Consider the following 19,385-nt stretch of genomic DNA (forward strand, 5'->3'; position numbering starts at 1 on the left):
GATAGGTGCAATATTTAATACCATTTCACTTTAAGGTTGCTACAAATAAGCAGCCGGGTGCAGGGAAAAAGAATTAAAAGCAAATGATTTGTATCAAGCTTTTCATGAAACGGTATGAACTAATACAACTGCTCTATGACTCGTAAAATGGATGATTATCGTGCAAGGTCAATCTAAATGAGATTGTTGGTTCCGAATTTGCTGCATGGTGAGCACAATGGACTAAAGAACGATTATCCCAAATTCGCACATCTCCTAGCTCAAATTCATGATGTTCAATTAATGGATGCTCAAAACTTTTATCTAACTGACCTGAATGCGCCAACAACGCGTGGAGAATACTTATATTCAGCAGGTTTCCTTGAGAATCATCTATTTGATAGGTAAAGCCCTCAGTGACATAGAGGACTTTTTCACCTGTGATGGGGTGAGTAAAACTTGTTGGATGCTTTGAAGGCGGAGTTTTCTGTTCTATCTCATCTAGGATTTCTGAAATTGGACGATAAACATCATCAGGACGAATCTTAAAAAAACGTCTTACACTGTGATAACAACTCGATTGAGTAGCGATCGCTTTCAGTTCATCAGGCAAATTTTTAAATGCCTTGGACATATCAATAAAGTAAGTGCCACGATCCTTACTAGGAATAGCTTGAGGATATACCATTGAAAATGCAAATGGCTTTGGCATAAATGCATAATCGGCATGCCAAAACTTTCCTGTCTTCGGAACTCCAACCTGTTTACCATTATCGGAAACATTGGAAGAAACAAAAATCTCTTCCCTTTCTGGATGGTGATACATCGGTTGATAATATTTTTCTGGCTCCCCAAGACAATACCCCAAATCACAATACTGGTGAGGCGATAAATATTGATTCTTGATAACAACAATTTTGTGCTGATATATTAAATATTTCAAATCTTCAATGTCTTGACTTGAGACCTTTTTATCATCAAAATCATACACCATAACCCCACTTTTTCTACCTTCTATTAATTGAATTTTCATAGTTTTCTGCCATTAATTTCACAAGATTTTTAGACCAAAAAAATCTGAAACTTCACGAAAAAATCAGGATTTCGCGTTTGATTCTCTAAAGATAATTCAGAATGAAGAATGAATTCTGTACGACTAGCGAATGAATGAGCGGGTTTGAATCCCCCACTGATTTATTCTGACTCCTGTATTCTTCTTCAATTTGCTTATTGAAATGATGCAATCGCCCTGGAGTTTTAGCCAATCCTTTTAAGTCTTATGATTCCAGTTACTGGCGACCCCATCATTTCATTTATCTAAACAGAATACATTCGTCAGGAGTCAGTATTCAGTAGGAATTTTGTAAGACTGGCGGATGAATAGGCGGGTTTAAAACCCCTACTGATTGATTCTCACGGATATATTCTAACTATTGAATTCTGAGTCCTGAATTCTTCTTCATTTATTTGACGCTCTTGAATTAATGACTTCAGCGACATGTTTAGCCTTCTCCCGCAGGTTATTGTCATCATCTGCGTAGGAAAATAAATAAGCACTGATATCTTCGTCAAATAGTCGCCCATGTGCCAACATTTTCTTACGAATACTCCATGTCGTCTTATCTAAATATCTCAAAATCTCCCATGTTGGAGAAATCAAATTTAGATTGGAAATTGTTCGCATTGTTAATGATAGAGTGTGTGAACCAGGAAGGTTGGAAACCGTATGCCACCAGTAATTGGGCATAAATAACAAATCTCCCGGTTCTACAATGGCATAGAATTTAGGAACATACCTATAAAGTGGAAAACCACGTCTTGCAATCACATCGTTCTCCTCTCTACCATCTAACCGTGATGCATGGTACGTCGAGTGATCCTTCACTACAGGATACATCCCTGGAGTAAACAACGGATGGACAAACCGCCACCTCTTTCGACCTGTAATTTGTACAAAATAATTATCTCCTGGTTCAGTATGCCAGAGAGTGTGAGAACGTTCAGGTTGAAGAAATAGCTGCTGTGATATAACCTTCCCAATAGGATACCGTCTCCGCAACCAGGTATTTTTCTTCGCCTCATAACCAGAGAGTCGTTGAATGTGATTAATATCACAATACTGTTTAACTAGCACATCATTATCAATGTGCATGATATCCTCAATGGCTTTTGCACTTAAATTGCCATTTTTCCGAATAGAATCAATTAACTCCTTTACCGTGTGATAACGCATTTTATAGAAGTTATTCATTGGAACTGGCTGACCGTTATCTTCAAAATAAAGATTTGGTTCTTCATTAATCGGAACTTCGATATTGCCATAACGCTCCTCAAAAAACTCCAGATTAAACACGCTCATCGCAGGCCAGTTTCGAGCGCCACCTTTGATTAAGACAGGGCGTAACCTTTTTTGAATAGTGGGCATAAGCTCTGGCGCATCTTCAGATAAAATTTCCCGAATGGGAATATCTTCAGTTTGCTCCGGTAAATTTTGTTCACAGAACTTAAGTAAAGAACTCATTCCTGTTTCATAAAGAGTTCTTCCTAGAGAAGGTTGGAACTGATGAAATTCTGCTTTTTCACCCTCTAGCTTACCAAACTTTGCCAGATAAGCAAACCCAAGCCAATACTTTAGTCGTGCCGATAAAGGTAATGTGGGCAACGGAAATTCTTCCCAGTTAGTGTCCGCTTTATTCCAGTTAGCGTCTGCTTGATTTATTACTACCATTGCGTTTCTCCAAAATTTTTCAATAGTATTACAAGGCTTCTCTATGTAGGGTTTAGTCCATTCAAACTAAGGCGATACTAACTCTTGATACTACTTTTTGACAGAACTAAACCACCATTTGTAATCATCGACTATTAGCCCTTCTTTTTGTAAATCAGGACTGACTTTTTCAAACACTTCTCGATATTTAAAGAAAGGCACACGAGGAAAGAGATGATGAAGTGCATGGTGATCATGACCAAACAATAAAACTCCTGAACCCCAAAATCTGATGATTCTAGAATGCTTAAATTGCTCAGTCGATTTAAATGGGAAATGAGGTAAGTATCCTGTCAATATTTCTGCAAACAATGTCGCTATTTTGCTAGGAACGTACCAAAGTAACAGAAACTCGATGAAGTGCCCATAAAGAAAAGAGAGAAACAAGACAAGCAATGAGGCATAATTAATTAAAATCATAACCAACTTAGCTTGACGCACTCCTTTGGTTTGAGGCATTTTCGCTTTTGGGCCACGTCGAATCATGGTTGTAATTAATATGAGTCTTCTCAAGAAAGCATTTCGGGCTGCTTTCCACCAAGACTCTGCCGCCAAATAATAATCTGGGTCTGCATCAGGATCGTTGGTATGTGCATGATGCTTTAAATGCATCATACGGTAAGACGAAAAAGGCATAATCAAAGGAATACTAGATATCCAGCCAAAAATTGTATCTAATAGAGGAATTTTCTCAAAAGAAGACCCTTGCCCGGATATATTTCCATGCATTGCATCATGCAGAGGACCGAGCGAATAATATGCACAAATGGTACTAGTAACAAAGCCAACCCAAAAGGGAATTATCCTTTGTACAACAAGAGCAATAGAACCAAAATAAACTACAAACAAAAGAATTTGATAAAAGATAGAAAACCAAGCCACCTTTCCGTAGTAGCTGCGAATAATTTCCTTTGTTTCTTTGTTGAGGTCACTGATAGTTCTTGTTGTGCTTTCAGAGAAAGCTGTGACTCCATCAATCATTTCTTTACTTAACATGCTTCTATTACTCCCAACTTTTCTAACATCAAAAGTCTGAAAGCTTACAATTTAAACAAAGCTAACCTTAGAAGGTAAAAAAAGCTAAGAATCAGACTTTACAAGCTGTAAATATCTCAAATCATGCTGAAAATTAAACTGTATTGGAAATTGACATGATGGTATTTGGAAGACTGTGAGCCAGTTTGTTTCAGACTGGAAACGACGTGATTTTAGTTAATGACTCTAAATTAAAAACTTGTATTGCTCACCTTATTGACTATAACATTAATTGCTTAATATTCAATAATAAAAAATAAATATTTAAGAGAATAGCGAGCAGAAAAACGATATATACAATTTTGTGTTTGGCTATTTAAAAACTAAACTAAAACTTGAGAACAATACTTTGGTAATTGAAAAATATAGAGTCCAAATTCTTGCCAGTACGAGATTTGTTCTTTGACGGCTTTACTTTTATGAATTGGAGCTTGGTCTTGTATGATGACAGTAATTTGACCTGTTTTTTCAAGTCATTGTTGGGCTGACTGCGCTTCCCAATGCATTAATTCAATGTATGAATGACTCTTGAAACCCTTGAGCGATAATCCATAGTTAAAGCTCTGACCTGGCTCCAAAAAACCACAGATAATTAGTCGTCTACCTTTTCGTTTCGTTTGTTCCATTGCTTTTTGTTGACCACGGAAGAACCATGTGTAACTTGCATTTGACCACAAACTAAAACCTGATTCATCTAAGTACTTCAAGCAAATTTCACCTGTTGCCGCCGCTAGTTCCAGCATATCCAAATCTGCTTGTCCAATTTCTTTCAAATTTGGATCTTGCTTTTGACGATTTGAAATCCGAGTCCGCTTCCAAACTATCCCTTTTTTTTAGTATTATTCTTAACTGACGGGTACTTAGGTTTACCAGTCTTGTCTCTAATAATTTCTCACACAGTTGTCTGCTGTTATAAGTTCGCTGTTCTTTCGCCAAACTTTGTTCGACTACCGATTCGATATCCTCCGGTTTCCACTTTGGTGTTCGACCTGGACGGGGTGCATTCCATAGTCCTTCAAAACTATACTTTTGCCATCTGTGTATCGTGGCACGAAAGACAGTCAGTAGTCCAGTTGAAGTAGGATGCTAATTCTTTGACTTTCCATCCCCTTAATGACAGTTTCAATAGTTCCGCTCTATCTTTTGTGATTTGTGGTACATTATCACTTCGTTTTAATTCCAGCAGTTTTTGGTCTTCGCTGCATCTTAGAAAAACTCTTAATGGTGGGGATGACATCGTTTATAAGATCTAATTAATATCCGTACTTCGCTGATGATTTTCTATTGTTGGACTATGCGATCGCCGCAACGCTACCACCTTAACTTTTCTTTAGATAGCTCGTTTATTTTTGTCTGACTACTTATTCTAATTCAGACTCAAGGCAAATGTGAACAACAAAATATCTTTGAAATTTTAATTCGAGCAGGCACTCAGAAAGATAGTATTGAAAACACAACCAAAGTCCTGGAGTTCACAAAATTGCCTGTTGCAATAGCCCTTTCTCATCGGACAAATTCCAAACATAAGCAATTTGCCCATTCTTGATTATGACGAACTCTGCATAAGCTACAGAAAAACTTTTGCCTGTTGCAGGCAAACCCATATACTCACTCCGAAAAATACCAGAGATTGTGCCGTAGTGTGCAACCTGATTTCCTCTGGCTACGAATTGGTCAATTTTATAATCTAAGTTTCCAATCAGAGATTGAAACTTTTGAGCAGAAATTCTTAGCTCGTCATGTCCTTTGATCGGCGGCAGAAGTTGTTCATGAAAGATTATGTTAGATGACATCACAGAAAGAATTTGGTCAATATCTCCTATCATCCTTCCCCACAGGAACTCTATAACAAGTCGTAGATTTTCTTGTTCCCCTGTAGTGAGTCCCTTAAAAGAACTTGGTTCCCGCAGTAATAAATTTTCTTCCATAGACATTCAGATTCCACTGGCAACTAGCGAATAGTTACAACGCAACTGTAAGGAGTTTAGGACAATGCTAACCGCTTTAAATACTATAAACGCTCCTGCAATACGTTTAGCACCAAGTAAAAAAGGCAACTATGCTGAAGGGTGCAATATAGTCTGGATTTGAAGCCTAGAATAATTGCCAGCTACCAAATCAGAGATTAGTTGCCTTGTGCCTTTCCTGTTAATCCACCAAAATGCACTCTACTGCAACCCAAGCTATGCTTGATTGACTGCAATATAATCGACGATTTGTTGTACAGTTTGAATTTTTTCTGCAAGCTCATCTGGAATTTTAATTTTAAAGGCTTCTTCCAGTACCATAATCAATTCAAGAGTATCCAAAGAATCTGCGCCTAAATCGGCCACAAAATCAGCATCTAGCGTCACTTTTTCTTTTTCTACACCAAGATATTTAGTTATTATCTCTGTTACTTTACTAAAAGTTTCCTCAGTTTTTGCTGTTTGTATCGATGTTTTTATTTCATTCATAATGCCTGCCATCTCGCCTAAAATATCAACGATTTTTCTGTACGCTTCAAAGTCATTTGAATTACGGTGTGCTTTGTGATTGTCTAGCCATATTCGGCGGATTTTATAACTGCTAGACTTAAAATCCCAAACCATAATTTGGTATTTCTCTATCTTTAAATCCATTAAACAACAAAGTTTGCCTCTGTTTATATACTTCTGAGTTACATTTTATCCCTTCCCTTATTTATCTAAACAAAATACATTAGTCAGAAGTCAGTATTCAGTATGAATTCAGTACGACTGGCGGATGAATGAGCGGGTTTAAGATTCCACCAAATTTTAAATTTGGTAGTCTTCAATCAGTGGCGGGTCTGAATTCTCCACTGATTGATTCTGACTCCTGAATTCTGAATTCTTCTTCAAGACTCTTTTATAAAATCGACCTTTAAGTGTATTTAACATACAGTGGGCTGTAATTATAATAATTAATCTAGAACAAGTGGTTCTTCAGTACCTTTTATGCTAAATTCACAGTCGAAAATCTCATAAACCTTTCTATACAAGGGAAATTCTGCTTATTGACTAATATTATTTCTTAATCTTGCTTCTTTCCCCTGTTAAGAGTTCCCTCTTACAGACTGTTAATTTGGCATAACAAGTACGGTAGAGCCGGATAATCAAGACTGTCCCTAAACCTTAATTGGTTCTTCCATTATGAAGTTAACTATTTTTTGAATTACATCTTTACTTAAGAGAATGCGTTGATGACCAAGGTTTTGAGTTTTATAGATTTCTGAATGATGATTATATGCATTAAAAATTTTCATAGTTTGCTCTTGAGGAACAACATCATCATCGTCATCGTACACAATCAGCACTGGTACACTAATTTTTCCAGCGTTATAGTTGACTGAAAAAGTTTGCCATATATCCTTAATTGGAGCGAATAAATTTTCAATTCGCTTTTTTAAATTTTCCTGGACAGGATGAGAGAGCCGAAGTTTTCTTGAAAACTCTTGCTCTAAAAACGAGAAATCACAAACACCACTAATTGATACAACTTTGTCTACTAAAACAGATGATTTCAGTGCTTTAAACAGCCCTAAAATACCGAATGAATGACCAATCACTGCTGAAAACCGACCATATTCTTGTGATAACTGTTTACAAATTTCCTCATACTCTAAAATTGTTGTTGTTTTACCATCCGATTCACCATGAGCAGGAGCATCAAATGCAATAGGACTGTATTCAGCATCAAGTAGCTTTTTTGCCAGTTTAGTAAAACTAGCCGCCCGCGAACCCCAACCATGCACCAACAACACCGGATTTGTTCCATCACCCCAGCGGTAAACAGCAACTTGCTTTCCATTAATGGAGATGTGATAGCGATATGCAGATGTCATCATTTCAATTTGCGATCGCCCAATAGCAGCAGGAGACGACGGACGACAAAACAGATAAAACACCATATACCCAGCGATTGATGGTGAAAAATATCCGATGAGGTTAAGATTTTTGAAAAGGAATTGAAATGTAGCTTTCTTCATATTGTTACTACTCCTTATTTAACCACACAGATTACGGCGGAGAATCCTTTCTCCTCAAATTACAAGAAATGCTGTTAATAAACCTGGAAAAGTGAGGCGATCTTGTACTGTTTGAATGCTTAACAATCACTCAAGCCAAGTGATTTTAATACCCCTTCTAAAATAACTTGTTCATTAAATTCATAATCACCGAAATCAGTAAAAACGAACTCTTCTAAATTAGTTGTGTAAGACGTTTCACTGCGTGACTCCCCATTATTTCCGAGAACAGCACTCCTGGGAAAATAGTCTTTCAAAACCACACTTTGCAAATATGTAACTAGGCTAGCAATTGTAGGATTATTGAAAAAGACTTCAAGACTAACAGTTATATTTATATCGCTTTCAATCTCTTGCTTGAACTGTTGCAGCTTTAAGGACGTTAAACCAAGTTCAAAATAGTTCTGCGCCAGTGGTAGGTATTCATCCCATTCAATTAGTAGCAACAGCTTCAATTTATTAGATAAATAATCAATCAGCCATTGCTCACATTCACCAGGTGTAACGCTTGCTAACCGAATAACGACTTCATTAGAATCCATAATTTAAATACCTGTTGAAAATACGTTTAAAAACACATCAAGGGTGAAAGTCAGTATCAACTATACAGGAGGATTTACAATGGCTAACTTAACATTACCACTGCAATTACCACCTTGGTCATCCCAATAACGACATTTGGTAACTATATACATCAATCCAGATCTGACTCGAATATTCGTAAATTCAATCTCACCCCTAAACTGACGGGACTGCATAGCATATCGAAAAACACTTTCAAAATTCACAATATAAATATCCGGTAGCTGTTTAGCCCAATAATCTGCCATAGTCCAGGAATAAAATGATGTCATTAGCCTTTCTTTTACAGATTTGGCTATAACATAATACATCATTTGATTGTAGCAAATATTGAACTCTACCGAATTAAAATGACCCGTATCATCGATATAACATGATTCAGGTATGGCAAATTCACATCGTCCTATGACACGTCCCCGATCCTGAGGATCGCCCTCTTGAATCACCTCAGCAGACTTAAGGTATTTGCAATGAGCCTTGTAAGGCTTAAGTACTTGTGCTAGTAAGATATCATCATTATTGACCCAGATACTATTCAGTTTGACGGTCTCTTTACTTGAATTTTGAGGTATCCACATAATCGTTTCTCCTAATAAAATTGTTGAGATATTTTGAACACAGTCCTAATACCAGGACAGCCGCATCATGTTAATAAGCAAATTGCGGTTTAAAAAATAATCAAACACGAAATTCTGATTTTCTCGTTGATTCTTAATCTTCGTTGTCATCAAGAGTAATTTAGATGCGGTTGTCCTAGTCCTAATACAACTGCTCTATGACGATGCCCATATTGTGAGCAAAGCCTGGATAGCTAATGTATGCAATGCGATCGCTACTTGATTATTGAAGGTGTCAACAAGTACGAGTATTTATGAGAATCAAATAGCCCCGGCTAAAGTAACGTCAGTTTTTGCAATACAATAACTGTTATTTTCTACAGTCTTATCGTCGCTAGCAAGTTGACGTGAAATCGTAATCACCACGTCGATGTCGGAAGCAGTTACTTTTTTGACTTCAGCTATCTTTCCTAACCATTTGTAGTTCTGCTGTTCAATGTCTGTAATGCAGAGATAATGACCAATCTTAAATAACAATTCCATCTCCATCTGGGCTTGGTTGTTAGGTGGATAGTCACTGTTATTAGTCATTGGCAGCATAATAGGGCCCTGATCAACTATTTGAGAGTATGGTGGAGTTTTTGTTTTTTCTCCCAAGAGTTTATCCTCAGAAGGTTCTACAACACTAATACACTCATCTGCTACAGGCTGTACCACGTCAAATGACTCATCTTTAGGTGCGTCATTAAAAGAGACTGTTTTGGGAGTTTTTGCCTTAGATCCCTTCTTGTACTGATTAACGATCGTACAAGCTGAGGAGTAGGAAATGACTTCTCCAAGACTAGCTCGCTCAAGAGCTTCTTTCCTCGCCTGTTGAGGGGTAGAAGGAGCTGCAAGCAGGTAAAGAGCGGAAGCTGAAATATGCAAATCCGTCAAATTGACGGATTTAAATTGGGCTTTTACCTGCATAAACCTAGTTGCGGTTGATTCGCTCCAATTAAACTCATACTTTAACCAATTTATGAAGTTTCCATGTCGTAGCTGCTGTTTTACCTCACTCAGTTTTTCTCCAATTTCAATGATGTCTTGAGATGTACGGCGAATAAGACTTTTAATGTCCCTAGTATACTGTTGTAAAAAAATTCTGGTTTCAGTTTCCAGAGCAGTATAGTTAAAGTTTTGTTCTTCTGGATTTGATGGTTGTCCTTTTGAGAAAGATGGTAAATCATTTGCACCCATTAACAATTAATCTCCAAAGCCTACAGAATAAGTTTTTAAAGGCGATGATCTTTAAAAGATGGAAAGAATCGGGCAAAGTTTAGCCAAAAAAGAAGTTTCTAGCCTTTGCTTATTAAGAATTGCTTCAATAACCGCCAAATTTGCACTGTATCTTTTTATGTTATAAAATTCTCTATTTCTTACAGTGCAAGGATTTGAGAGCGCTTGTCAATCCCCACAAGCTAGACTTTTGGGGGTGGTGCCATCTCTTCTACTGCCACATTCTCAGAGATCAAGTACACATTACTAAATTCATCACGCACTATGTAGTAGCTGTTAACAAACAAGTTCCAGCGAGAGCGCTGCTCGTCAGTCCCCCGCCAGCGGAAATCAAATCGGGAATCGCCTCGCTGTTGAGTTTCGCGGCGCATATCTTCCAAATCAGGGGGATACCAGTAGTCTGAGCGTTTGCGTTTAGTTGCGCCAGCCAAATCAGTGCCAGATATTAAAACAGCACTAGCTTCTGTGAGTACTATCTGGCGTTCGTCAGAAACGCGAATTATTCCCCCTTTAATATGAGGGTTTTCAATCCACCTAATCAGAATGGGAAGTAAACACTGGGATAACTTCAAATCGTCAATTTGAATTCCTGCTGTTGGGATAATTGGTGATGCTGTCCTCATTGTTCCTTTTTGAAAATTATAGTATTTTGCGACAATTGCGTGGGGATTGATAGTAATTGGTGGGCAACAATAGGGAGGATAATAAATCTCTATTTTTTCAATATTCCAGCTGATACATTGTTTGGATAATAAATAGCACTTTTCCCAGGAAATTACCCTAGCTTTCTTGATACTTAAAGTATATATTTTTACAATTTTATTTTCCAAAACTACAGGGTAATTTATCCCGCATTCCTTAGTAAATAGTCGGATGACTTCATCATTAACTATTTGCTGTGCAGCTCTAAGTAACTTTATTTCCATTACACAAAAACTCTCTCTGGTATACTTTGCATAGGACGTAAGCTGAGTGTTGACATCGATAAACGATACCGTTTGTAAGGACAAGAGTCCACTCGCCCCTACTTAGTTTGAAAGGCGTAAGCTACGCCCGTCAGAAGTATAAATACTCAAACGTTAATCTGAATCAATTAGCTAGTACTTAGATCCATCAGGTAGTCTCTGCGGAGTTAGGTTATGAGATCGAAAATTACCCCGTTTCACTCTTCTGCTCTTGTTAATTTGGCACTGAGAAACGCTTCAAGAACAACGGAGTGATGCTATCTGATTAAGTAAATATCCGGAAAAGTATATCTAAATAGAACACATTCGTCAGGAGTCAGTATGAATTCTGTATGACTGGCGGATGAATAGATTGCTTCAAGACCCCCACTAAATTTTAAATTTGGTTGTCTTCAATCAGTGATGGGTCTGATCCCTCTTTTGTTACTTTAGGGAAAGAAAAAAGAATGAACTTAACTGGCAATGGGGAAACTCATAGGAGCCGCTCGAAAATCATTCATGAAGGCAATTAATTTGAGAAAGCAGCGTTTCAGACCAGGAATATTGAAATCCGCAGTTCTTAGGTTTAATAGAGTTTTATCCTGATCGCGAGTCAAAAACACCCTTAAACGAGCGCCCATATCTTAGTCACCTCGGTAGATGCATTCTCTGTATTTACTTATCTTCACATAGTTTGGTTTTTCACGCCGACTTACTTATATGCAACGGTAAACAGTAATAATTAACTCCTGTTTCGAGCCCTTTTCAGCACTGGTCGAAGACTTCTATCTTGTATTTTTACCCTGTATGAACAAAGCCGTAATTGGAAAGATCAAAAATACTGATTTGGAGTCCTTGAAAACAAAAAAAATGTTTTTATAAGAACACTCAATAGCAGCATTAAAACTTTGGTACAAGATAACAGCTTTTTCAGCAACTTATCATACCTTTTCTTCTTCCTCTTAAGTTAATACATACCTTTGATGAACGGTCTCAGGTTAGTAATTTTGTTAGCAATATATGACCAAAAAATTTATATACGCTCAATTTATCACCAAAAAACAAATTTGACAATAGCAAATGGTCTTTTTTTTATAAAATGGTAGCAAAATCTAAACAAAGCTAGGACTTACGCATTGACAGAATGGTAAAATAATGTATCAAAATGCGAAACTCGTCTAATTATTAGGTATCGGAAAATCAGAGAAATCAGCAAACCATCCACGGCACAATGTAATCTGGAGCATTACACTCTATTTCTGCTATCAGAACCAAAGCATGGAGGATGTTCTAGATTAGCGGAGATATTGGGAAAAGTGTCACATGACAGTGTGAATAGGTTTTTATTGAGAGAGATACGAACCAAAAGATTTATTTGATACAGTCAAAGAAATCATCAACCTAGTAGGAGGGGTTTTAAGTGTTGATGACACAGTCAGTAGACCGAAAAGTTTTGCGATCGCTACGAGACAAAACACATCAGTGGTGGTATTTTCTTGATCATCCTGAGGTACCTCCAGATAACAACTTGGCTGAACGAACCCTAAGACTCGCCGTCACGAAACGAAAAGTTAGTGGAGGTTCCCGTTCTATGGAGCGGTTTCAAGATACTGCAAATTTATTGACGGTAATACAAACTTGTCGTCGTCAAGGACGTTCCGTAATTGCATTTTTTGAGCAAGCTATAAAAGCGATGGTTAGTCTGCACTCTGAAACATGGTGCTAATCGTGATATTATTTCTCTTTTTCTGTCCAGTTCCGCAATTAATATTAATCCTGCATCCGATGTTACAGGCTCACCTATATTGGTCTAATTTTCATATCATCCTACTTGCTAAGTTGTTTAATCAGTGATAAATTAAGAATACTAATCTGTATTTGTTCAAATTTTGCTGACAATAGATGCTAAAGAGCGCCTATCAAAGTTGTGTATCAAGTTAAGAGGAAATCAAAGAATACGACAAATTTCAGAAAAAGCTGGAATATCACATTCTGCTTGGTCTGATTGGGAGAATGGAAAGGGCAATTTAGGTGAAATCAGCGCTAAACGATTGGCTGACTATATTTGCACTACAGTTAGTGACTTGCAAATTTACTTGAATGCAGGTTATTCACTTGAAGAATATTTACAAATTTCTCAGATAAAACAGTATGGTTATGTACCCACTGGACTAATTGCCTCGGTTGAAGAGGTATTACTGTGGATGGAAGGGCTGAGTTTATATGATTTAGCTCAAATAACAGCGAAAGGTGGTGATTTGATTCAAGAACTTGTTAATGGTTCAAGGAACTTAGACAGGAAGAAAAATCGTAATAACGATGAGAAAAAAGTAACTAACAAAATTATTGCTCAGTTAGTTAGGAGGTATCGCGCTACTGTCTTAGAAGCATTTCTCGATGCCGAAGTACCAGGAGCAGAACAACGAGTTGAGGCAATTATCCTCGGTGAACAACCTAAACCTCCAGAGGTTGCATTATTGACCCAAGTGCTACCGATTGATCCAGACCAACTTTACGATATTTTCCTCCAGGAGTTTCCGTGTAGTAGTAATAGCTCTCCAGCCAATAAAGGTGATAATATATATCAAGTATCGAGATAAATGGGTTCTTAGGGACTTCCAAAGAATAAAATCACCAATTATAAGAATGATAATCATTGTAAGTAGGTGAAGGAGAAGCAGCCAAGGGCTGCTTCTCCTTCACCTTTTTGTAGTAAATTCAATTGGGAAGGAAAATTTTGGGTGTAGAAGAGTGTCGATAGAATTAACTGATTCAGTAAAAAAATTGTTCCAGGAAACAACAAGCCAACTCAAAGGTGCAGCAAGGCGGCGCTTTCAAGCACAAATTGTGATGGAGTTAGGTTACGGTGGACAACTACTGGCTCAAGAACAATTGGGATGGGATAGAAATACTATCCGTAAAGGCATTCGAGAGTTAAGCAGTGGAATTAATTGTGTAGATAATTATTCTGTTAGAGGACGCTGGAAGGCAGAAGAACACTTACCAAATCTTTTAGAAGACATTAAAATTTTAGTGGATCAACAGAGTCAAACTGACCCTAGTTTTAAAAGCCAAAGACTGTACACGCGACTAACAGCAAGCCAAGTGCGAAAGCTTTTAATTGAAAAGTTAGGTTACAGTAATGAACAGTTACCGACAGAAGAAACTATTCGCGTCAAATTGAATTATTTAGGTTATCGCCTCAAACGAGTGGCAAAAGTTCTTCCTCAAAAAAAATCCCAGAAACAGACGCAATCTTTGAGCAACTAGCAATAGTTAATCAATCGACTTTAGATGATATAGCGGTTCTCGACCTAGTGAGGTACGTTTTCAAAGCTATTAACTTTAATTAAGAAGGATTGGGGTATACCTCAGTTGCTTAGGAAACGCTATAAGAGCGTTTTACGTCTAAGCCTTGATGCAAAAGCTCGTGTAAATATAGGCTCATTTGACCGAGGAGGTAAAAACAGAGTTCCAACTGAAACTGAAGACCATGATTATTATCCAAAAACGACCATAACTCCTTACGGTATATTTCTTCCAGAGTTAGATGAGATAGAGACAGCTTTAAATTTCGCTCAAAATATGAATTGGAAAGGGAAACATCCAATTGTGAAGTTGGTAACTCAAACTTATGAAAATGGAATTAAGCTGACCAAAAAAGCTATGTCCAAAATCGAAAAACAAATTAAACGTCTGACCAATTCTACAAATGAAGATTTCCCAAATTTAGGTAAATGGTTTATTGATATCTATTGTGAAGCAACATAGTCTTTAATTTTTTTAACAGCTTTTATAAAGCTATAAATTAAATAAACTCGCAACTACCCCAAGGACAAACGAAAGAGAAAGGGGTGTAAATTCTTCACGCATATTTGAGGGGAGAGAAAGGGTTGTTGTTTAATTTCAGCGAGTAACTTGTCGTAGAGTGTAAATTCTTCACGCATATTTGAGGGGAGAGAAAGTGCTTGCCAACGGCAAGCACTTTCTCTCCCCTTATAATGATTATCATTATCTTTTAATAGCTGTCTCTTGAGTTTTTTTGATTAATTTATTCTTTGGAAGTCCCTTAAGTGATCGCAATCGCCAAAGTACCAAAATTGGGTTAAAAACATCATTTATTTCATAGTACAAACGTTCACCTTGAAAGGGCTAGTCCTGAAGTTAATTCCAGCATATCAATATAAAACACGAGATATGCTGGAATAATTTGTACCAGTTAAACGGGGTAGGACTGGCAATAGGTAATCTTATTGATTAACCAAGTAGAGAGCCAGTGTATTGTCCGTTTTTCTTACGATTCTTCATGGTTTAACTCCTTCTATTTGTTTGAGAAAGTGTACGTTTTTAAGACTGACTAAAATGGGTAATCTTATTGATTAACCAAGCTATTGTTTAACGTATCACTTATTTAGTAGGTTTGATTTACAACCTATTTAAATAATATTATATACTCAAAAATAAATCAAGTTTTATTAATTTTATATTTTAAAATTCTGAATAAATAAATTAATAAATACTTATAATATAAATTTTATATGGAGATATAGCAATCCTAAATCATTTGTGAAAAATCACACTCATCGATTTTAGAGGATGGAATCACAGGATTGAAGCTTAAGTATAAAGGCTCAAAAGGTTATCTGACAGCAGTACAACATACTACAGTAATTGACTGGCTCAAACAGAAGAATTACTGGCATTTAGACGAACTAAAAACATATCTCGAAGATAGTTTTGGTGTGGTTTCTGAGTCAAATCAAAGCTACTACGAACTGTTTAAACAGAATATAAGTTGGAATAAGACACAGAAGAAGAATCCAAACAAAAACCCTGACTTAGTAGCGAAAAAAAAACTTGAAATAACTGCATGGCTCGATACCCATCAACGTGAGATTGTATCTGGGGAACTGGTTGTGTTCTTTGAGGATGAATGCCATCTTTTGTGAGGAGATATTTGTGGTTATGTTTGGGGCAACACAAAAGAACGCATAGAAGTCCCAGTGCTCAACGAACGGCAAAGACAGACCTACTTCGGTGCCCTGAATTATTACACACAAGAATTTTTGCTTCAGCCCCACAAAAAAGGTGATTCACAGTCTGCGATCGCATTTGTTGAGTATCTGCTGGCTCAATACCCTAAAAGCCGTATTGCATTGATTTGGGATGGAGCTAGTTATCATCGTTCGGCTGAATTCCAAGCTTACTTAGAGTCTCTAAATCAAGGACTTAATGAGAACGAATGGAAAGTTACTTGTATTCGGTTTGCTCGCCTCTGACCCAGCACAAAACCCTGTAGAAGATATTTGGTTGTACGCTAAAAAGTTTGTCAGAGAGTTTTATCATCTGTGCAAATCATTCGCTGCTGTCAAGAGATTATTTGAGTTCGTTACTCACCACCAAATATTTGATTTTCCAAAAATGTTTATCTATGATTCATTTTCACGAATCATTTATGATTGCTATAGTTGGAGTCGTCATTTGTCATTGGTCACTGACGGGGCGACAAAAAGTGCTATGATGCACCAAAACGGAAGCAAACGACACATTTCATTAGTGGTTAAGAAAGTAAATGTAACTGTGTCGTTGAAGAGTTCTAGCATAGGACATTTGTGAGGCTATAATGAAAAGCTCAACATACTTACTAGCAAAAAAACAAAACCGTCAAAAAATTACTGCACTGACCTGTTATGACTATCCCACAGCGGTTATTGAAGACAGCGCTGGAATAGATATTTTCTTTGTGGGAGACAGTGTAGGGACTAATATTTTAGGCTACGACAGTGAGATGGAAGTCACAATGGATGATATTGTTCATCATTTGAAGGCTGTTCGACGGGGAACATCTCAAGCTTACATTCTCGCAGATATGCCCTATGCTTCTTACGAAACTCCTAAGCAAGCTCTAGATAATGCCAAAAAGTTGCTATTGCATGGAGCTAATGGAGTCAAGTTAGAGGGAGATCGAGAAGAGGTTATTAGATACTTAGTGGAACATGGTGTAGAGGTGTGTGGACACCTCGGCTTGCTACCACAAACTCAACAGGAGAAAGCTGTCCAAGGAAAAAGTTTTGCAGCAGCTAAGGAATTAATAGAAGTTGCGTTGATCTTAGAGAAGATCGGTATATTTATGCTCTTACTTGAGATGATTCCCGAGGAAGTAGGACAGCTCATCTCTGAGAAGTTAAGTACCCCCATAATCGGCATTGGCTCAGGAAGATTCACTGATGGGCAAGTTCTAGTAGTTAATGATATTCTAGGGATAACACCTCGAAAGCTGAGATTGGCAAAGAAGTATCAGGATTATCAAACACTTAGTCTTCGAGCAGTAGAACAATACAAGGAAGAGGTGGAGCAAGGGGTGTTTCCATCAGAAGATAATGTTCGCCATATGCCACAAGAAGAACTGCAGAAGCTTATTGAGTGGGTAAAACAAAGTTTATGAGGAAAAATGACAATTTTAGTAGCTTTCAAAGTTTTTCATAATAAGTGATCGCTAAAGGTTTTGTAATCTGTAATACTTTATTTTTATCCAAGAATACTAGCTAATACTAATTTAACGTGAGTTCGACGAACTAAAAAACAGCAGGAGGCAGTGCAGGTAAGTCTTTTGGGTAAATATCAATAGATGGTTTTTTTGGCAAATAGGTATAAGCAGCCAAACCAGCCATCAAATTAACTAAAAAGTTAAATACACTGCGATGTCGGGAGTGTTCTATTTGACACATGTTTTTCAGATGGTCATTGACCTTTAGCTTTTCTCGCCGTCGAACTCACGTTAATTTAATATGAAGCTGCATATAATAAGGAGAAGCAAACTCGAGAAGTTTAAATACTCATGAGCCGCCAGTTTAAGAGAGTTTAAAAAAAACTTAGGGACTTGCGTGAAAATAAAATACCAGTCAGGTAATTGATATAAAGCAGAAAAGTCATAAATGATTGGTACATTATTAAATTGCAAGTCCCTTACCACTTCCTACCGTCTCGCCAAAGCACGGTAGATAACAGCCGTTGCAGCACTCTCTGATTGATCTGGAATACTCCTGAAAAACTCCAAGCCAGATCGTAACCGCTCTGGATTCTTTCCTAATTTCTGCGTCATGTGATTGATTGTCGATTCTATAACACAGTAAAGCCACTCAATGAAATTACGTAGATCTTCATTGCCCAAACTACGAAAGTAATGAATTCCCAATGGAGTGTTAGTAACTTTGCTGAAGCCAGCCGAGAGTAGGAGTGGGCCTAATACTCGCCCTATATGCGGTTGGCCACCAGTGTGGTGGAAGAGTTCGTACAATGAATTTTGTAGATATCTGTAATCGTTTGACTCGGGCCAAATGAGGAAATTCATGTAGTCAGTTTCAGTTATGGTAATTGTACCACCGGGCTTTAGAACGCGGTAAGCTTCACGCAGAATCACTTTTGGATCTGAAACGTGTTCCAGTAGCCACATTATGTAGACGTGATCAAAGCTCGCATCTGGCCAAGGAAGTTTTTTAGCATCGGCTACACGAAGATCAGCATCAGGTAGACTAAGATTACTCAAATGTTTGCGAGCATACTCAATTTGCGTGGAATCTAAGTCAACTCCAGCCAGGTTTAGACCAGGAAAAGCTTTCCCAAGTACACCTAGTACTGCTCCTACTCCACAACCGATCTCTAGCAAGTACTCACCAGCGGAAAAGTGTAAATCGTGCAGTATCAGTTTATCTTGCCAATACTCAGCCTGTTTAACTAAACGTTGCTGCTCCTCGATTGAGTAACCATGAAGATACTCTGTAAACAAACTACACCTCCAATTTTATACTTAGTACCATATTATTACGTCCAGTATTTTGTACTTCGTTGAAAACAATCGCAGCACTACTGCTTCTTCAGCGTAACCCTGTTTACAGAATTCAGATAATGTTGCAACAAACGCTACATATAACCGATGAAAAAAATCTCTCAATCCCATAACTTTTCTTGCCTGCTTTGCTGACGACAACTTCATCTCCGACTAATATTAAAAGTCGCTGCAGCCCTCGTTTGAATATATTAAGAATTATGAATATAAAGAATCATCACTCAAATTAATCCCTCTTTTGTTACTACAGGGAGAGTAAAATCAGGGGTGAACACTCAAACAGTAAGCACAGTGGATGGTTACAGCACGGCGAGAAGCAGTCAATACAGTCGCTTTCATAGATAACTATTGCCAACATTATTGTTCATCA

At 37.5% G+C, this 19,385-nt stretch carries 16 protein-coding genes and 5 pseudogenes; 7 read left to right on the plus strand and 14 right to left on the minus strand.

Features of this window, described 5'->3' with window-relative positions:
• Nucleotides 1-133: 133 nt before the first annotated feature.
• The 12 genes and pseudogenes from ACE1AT_RS24850 to ACE1AT_RS24905 form a co-directional block, all read right to left on the minus strand.
• Nucleotides 134-1,012, minus strand: coding sequence for a TauD/TfdA dioxygenase family protein (locus tag ACE1AT_RS24850; RefSeq protein WP_374873277.1), 879 nt, complete (start codon nucleotides 1,010-1,012; stop codon nucleotides 134-136).
• Between the two features lie 426 nt (nucleotides 1,013-1,438).
• A complete protein-coding gene (locus tag ACE1AT_RS24855) occupies nucleotides 1,439-2,707 on the minus strand; it encodes a cupin-like domain-containing protein (RefSeq protein WP_374873279.1) in 1,269 nt (422 codons plus the stop codon).
• Between the two features lie 90 nt (nucleotides 2,708-2,797).
• Nucleotides 2,798-3,742 (minus strand): fatty acid desaturase, encoded by a 945-nt coding sequence (locus tag ACE1AT_RS24860; RefSeq protein WP_374873281.1) that lies wholly within the window; start codon nucleotides 3,740-3,742, stop codon nucleotides 2,798-2,800.
• A gap of 362 nt (nucleotides 3,743-4,104) precedes the next feature.
• Nucleotides 4,105-5,018 (minus strand): annotated as a pseudogene (locus ACE1AT_RS24865) (IS630 family transposase).
• Between the two features lie 235 nt (nucleotides 5,019-5,253).
• Complete coding sequence (locus ACE1AT_RS24870) at nucleotides 5,254-5,715, minus strand: ester cyclase (protein WP_374873283.1); 462 nt, start codon at nucleotides 5,713-5,715, stop codon at nucleotides 5,254-5,256.
• Between the two features lie 249 nt (nucleotides 5,716-5,964).
• The gene (gene acpP, locus ACE1AT_RS24875) at nucleotides 5,965-6,237 is read right to left on the minus strand and encodes an acyl carrier protein (RefSeq protein ID WP_374873304.1); all 273 of its coding nucleotides are present in this window, start codon (nucleotides 6,235-6,237) and stop codon (nucleotides 5,965-5,967) included.
• A 671-nt stretch (nucleotides 6,238-6,908) separates the two neighbouring features.
• A complete protein-coding gene (locus ACE1AT_RS24880; RefSeq protein ID WP_374873285.1) occupies nucleotides 6,909-7,769 on the minus strand; it encodes an alpha/beta fold hydrolase in 861 nt (286 codons plus the stop codon).
• A gap of 119 nt (nucleotides 7,770-7,888) precedes the next feature.
• Nucleotides 7,889-8,350 (minus strand): acyl carrier protein, encoded by a 462-nt coding sequence (locus ACE1AT_RS24885; RefSeq protein WP_374873287.1) that lies wholly within the window; start codon nucleotides 8,348-8,350, stop codon nucleotides 7,889-7,891.
• 60 nt (nucleotides 8,351-8,410) lie between these two features.
• Nucleotides 8,411-8,968 carry an FcoT family thioesterase gene (locus tag ACE1AT_RS24890; protein WP_374873289.1) on the minus strand — a complete coding sequence of 186 codons (558 nt, stop codon included), beginning with the start codon at nucleotides 8,966-8,968 and terminating at the stop codon, nucleotides 8,411-8,413.
• A 300-nt stretch (nucleotides 8,969-9,268) separates the two neighbouring features.
• The gene (locus ACE1AT_RS24895; protein ID WP_374873291.1) at nucleotides 9,269-10,186 is read right to left on the minus strand and encodes a DUF3102 domain-containing protein; all 918 of its coding nucleotides are present in this window, start codon (nucleotides 10,184-10,186) and stop codon (nucleotides 9,269-9,271) included.
• A 221-nt stretch (nucleotides 10,187-10,407) separates the two neighbouring features.
• Entirely contained in the window at nucleotides 10,408-11,151 is a 744-nt protein-coding gene (locus tag ACE1AT_RS24900) for a hypothetical protein (protein ID WP_374873293.1), read from the minus strand.
• 491 nt (nucleotides 11,152-11,642) lie between these two features.
• Complete coding sequence (locus tag ACE1AT_RS24905; protein ID WP_374873294.1) at nucleotides 11,643-11,810, minus strand: hypothetical protein; 168 nt, start codon at nucleotides 11,808-11,810, stop codon at nucleotides 11,643-11,645.
• 618 nt (nucleotides 11,811-12,428) lie between these two features.
• Here ACE1AT_RS24905 and ACE1AT_RS24910 point away from each other — a divergent pair.
• The 7 genes and pseudogenes from ACE1AT_RS24910 to panB all read left to right on the plus strand — a co-directional run.
• A pseudogene (locus ACE1AT_RS24910) lies at nucleotides 12,429-12,606 on the plus strand (IS701 family transposase); the annotation flags it as partial.
• A 13-nt stretch (nucleotides 12,607-12,619) separates the two neighbouring features.
• A pseudogene (locus tag ACE1AT_RS24915) lies at nucleotides 12,620-12,895 on the plus strand (transposase); the annotation flags it as partial.
• Between the two features lie 163 nt (nucleotides 12,896-13,058).
• Complete coding sequence (locus tag ACE1AT_RS24920) at nucleotides 13,059-13,769, plus strand: helix-turn-helix domain-containing protein (protein ID WP_374873296.1); 711 nt, start codon at nucleotides 13,059-13,061, stop codon at nucleotides 13,767-13,769.
• Between the two features lie 157 nt (nucleotides 13,770-13,926).
• Nucleotides 13,927-14,940, plus strand: a pseudogene (locus tag ACE1AT_RS24925) (ISAzo13 family transposase).
• Nucleotides 14,941-15,779: 839 nt separating this feature from the next.
• Nucleotides 15,780-16,118, plus strand: coding sequence for a winged helix-turn-helix domain-containing protein (locus tag ACE1AT_RS24930; protein WP_374873298.1), 339 nt, complete (start codon nucleotides 15,780-15,782; stop codon nucleotides 16,116-16,118).
• Between the two features lie 6 nt (nucleotides 16,119-16,124).
• A complete protein-coding gene (locus tag ACE1AT_RS24935) occupies nucleotides 16,125-16,448 on the plus strand; it encodes a transposase (protein ID WP_374873306.1) in 324 nt (107 codons plus the stop codon).
• Between the two features lie 344 nt (nucleotides 16,449-16,792).
• Nucleotides 16,793-17,614 (plus strand): 3-methyl-2-oxobutanoate hydroxymethyltransferase, encoded by an 822-nt coding sequence (gene panB, locus ACE1AT_RS24940; protein WP_374873300.1) that lies wholly within the window; start codon nucleotides 16,793-16,795, stop codon nucleotides 17,612-17,614.
• Nucleotides 17,615-17,744: 130 nt separating this feature from the next.
• Here the strand turns inward: panB and ACE1AT_RS24945 are convergent.
• A pseudogene (locus ACE1AT_RS24945) lies at nucleotides 17,745-17,918 on the minus strand (IS982 family transposase); the annotation flags it as partial.
• 227 nt (nucleotides 17,919-18,145) lie between these two features.
• A complete protein-coding gene (locus tag ACE1AT_RS24950; protein WP_374873302.1) occupies nucleotides 18,146-18,955 on the minus strand; it encodes a class I SAM-dependent methyltransferase in 810 nt (269 codons plus the stop codon).
• Nucleotides 18,956-19,385: the final 430 nt, after the last annotated feature.

This window comes from Pelatocladus sp. BLCC-F211, assembly GCF_041928655.1.
Lineage (GTDB): Bacteria > Cyanobacteriota > Cyanobacteriia > Cyanobacteriales > Nostocaceae > Pelatocladus.

Excerpts from the sequence above, each read along its gene's own strand:
- ACE1AT_RS24885 (WP_374873287.1), bottom strand. The coding sequence starts at position 8,350 with ATGGATTCTAATGAAGTCGTTATTCGGTTAGCAAGCGTTACACCTGGT.
- ACE1AT_RS24900 (WP_374873293.1), bottom strand. The coding sequence starts at position 11,151 with ATGGAAATAAAGTTACTTAGAGCTGCACAGCAAATAGTTAATGATGAA.
- ACE1AT_RS24850 (WP_374873277.1), bottom strand. The coding sequence starts at position 1,012 with ATGAAAATTCAATTAATAGAAGGTAGAAAAAGTGGGGTTATGGTGTAT.
- ACE1AT_RS24895 (WP_374873291.1), bottom strand. The coding sequence starts at position 10,186 with ATGGGTGCAAATGATTTACCATCTTTCTCAAAAGGACAACCATCAAAT.
- ACE1AT_RS24880 (WP_374873285.1), bottom strand. The coding sequence starts at position 7,769 with ATGAAGAAAGCTACATTTCAATTCCTTTTCAAAAATCTTAACCTCATC.
- ACE1AT_RS24890 (WP_374873289.1), bottom strand. The coding sequence starts at position 8,968 with ATGTGGATACCTCAAAATTCAAGTAAAGAGACCGTCAAACTGAATAGT.
- acpP (WP_374873304.1), bottom strand. The coding sequence starts at position 6,237 with ATGAATGAAATAAAAACATCGATACAAACAGCAAAAACTGAGGAAACT.
- ACE1AT_RS24905 (WP_374873294.1), bottom strand. The coding sequence starts at position 11,810 with ATGGGCGCTCGTTTAAGGGTGTTTTTGACTCGCGATCAGGATAAAACT.
- ACE1AT_RS24870 (WP_374873283.1), bottom strand. The coding sequence starts at position 5,715 with ATGTCTATGGAAGAAAATTTATTACTGCGGGAACCAAGTTCTTTTAAG.
- ACE1AT_RS24860 (WP_374873281.1), bottom strand. The coding sequence starts at position 3,742 with ATGTTAAGTAAAGAAATGATTGATGGAGTCACAGCTTTCTCTGAAAGC.
- panB (WP_374873300.1), top strand. The coding sequence starts at position 16,793 with ATGAAAAGCTCAACATACTTACTAGCAAAAAAACAAAACCGTCAAAAA.
- ACE1AT_RS24855 (WP_374873279.1), bottom strand. The coding sequence starts at position 2,707 with ATGGTAGTAATAAATCAAGCAGACGCTAACTGGAATAAAGCGGACACT.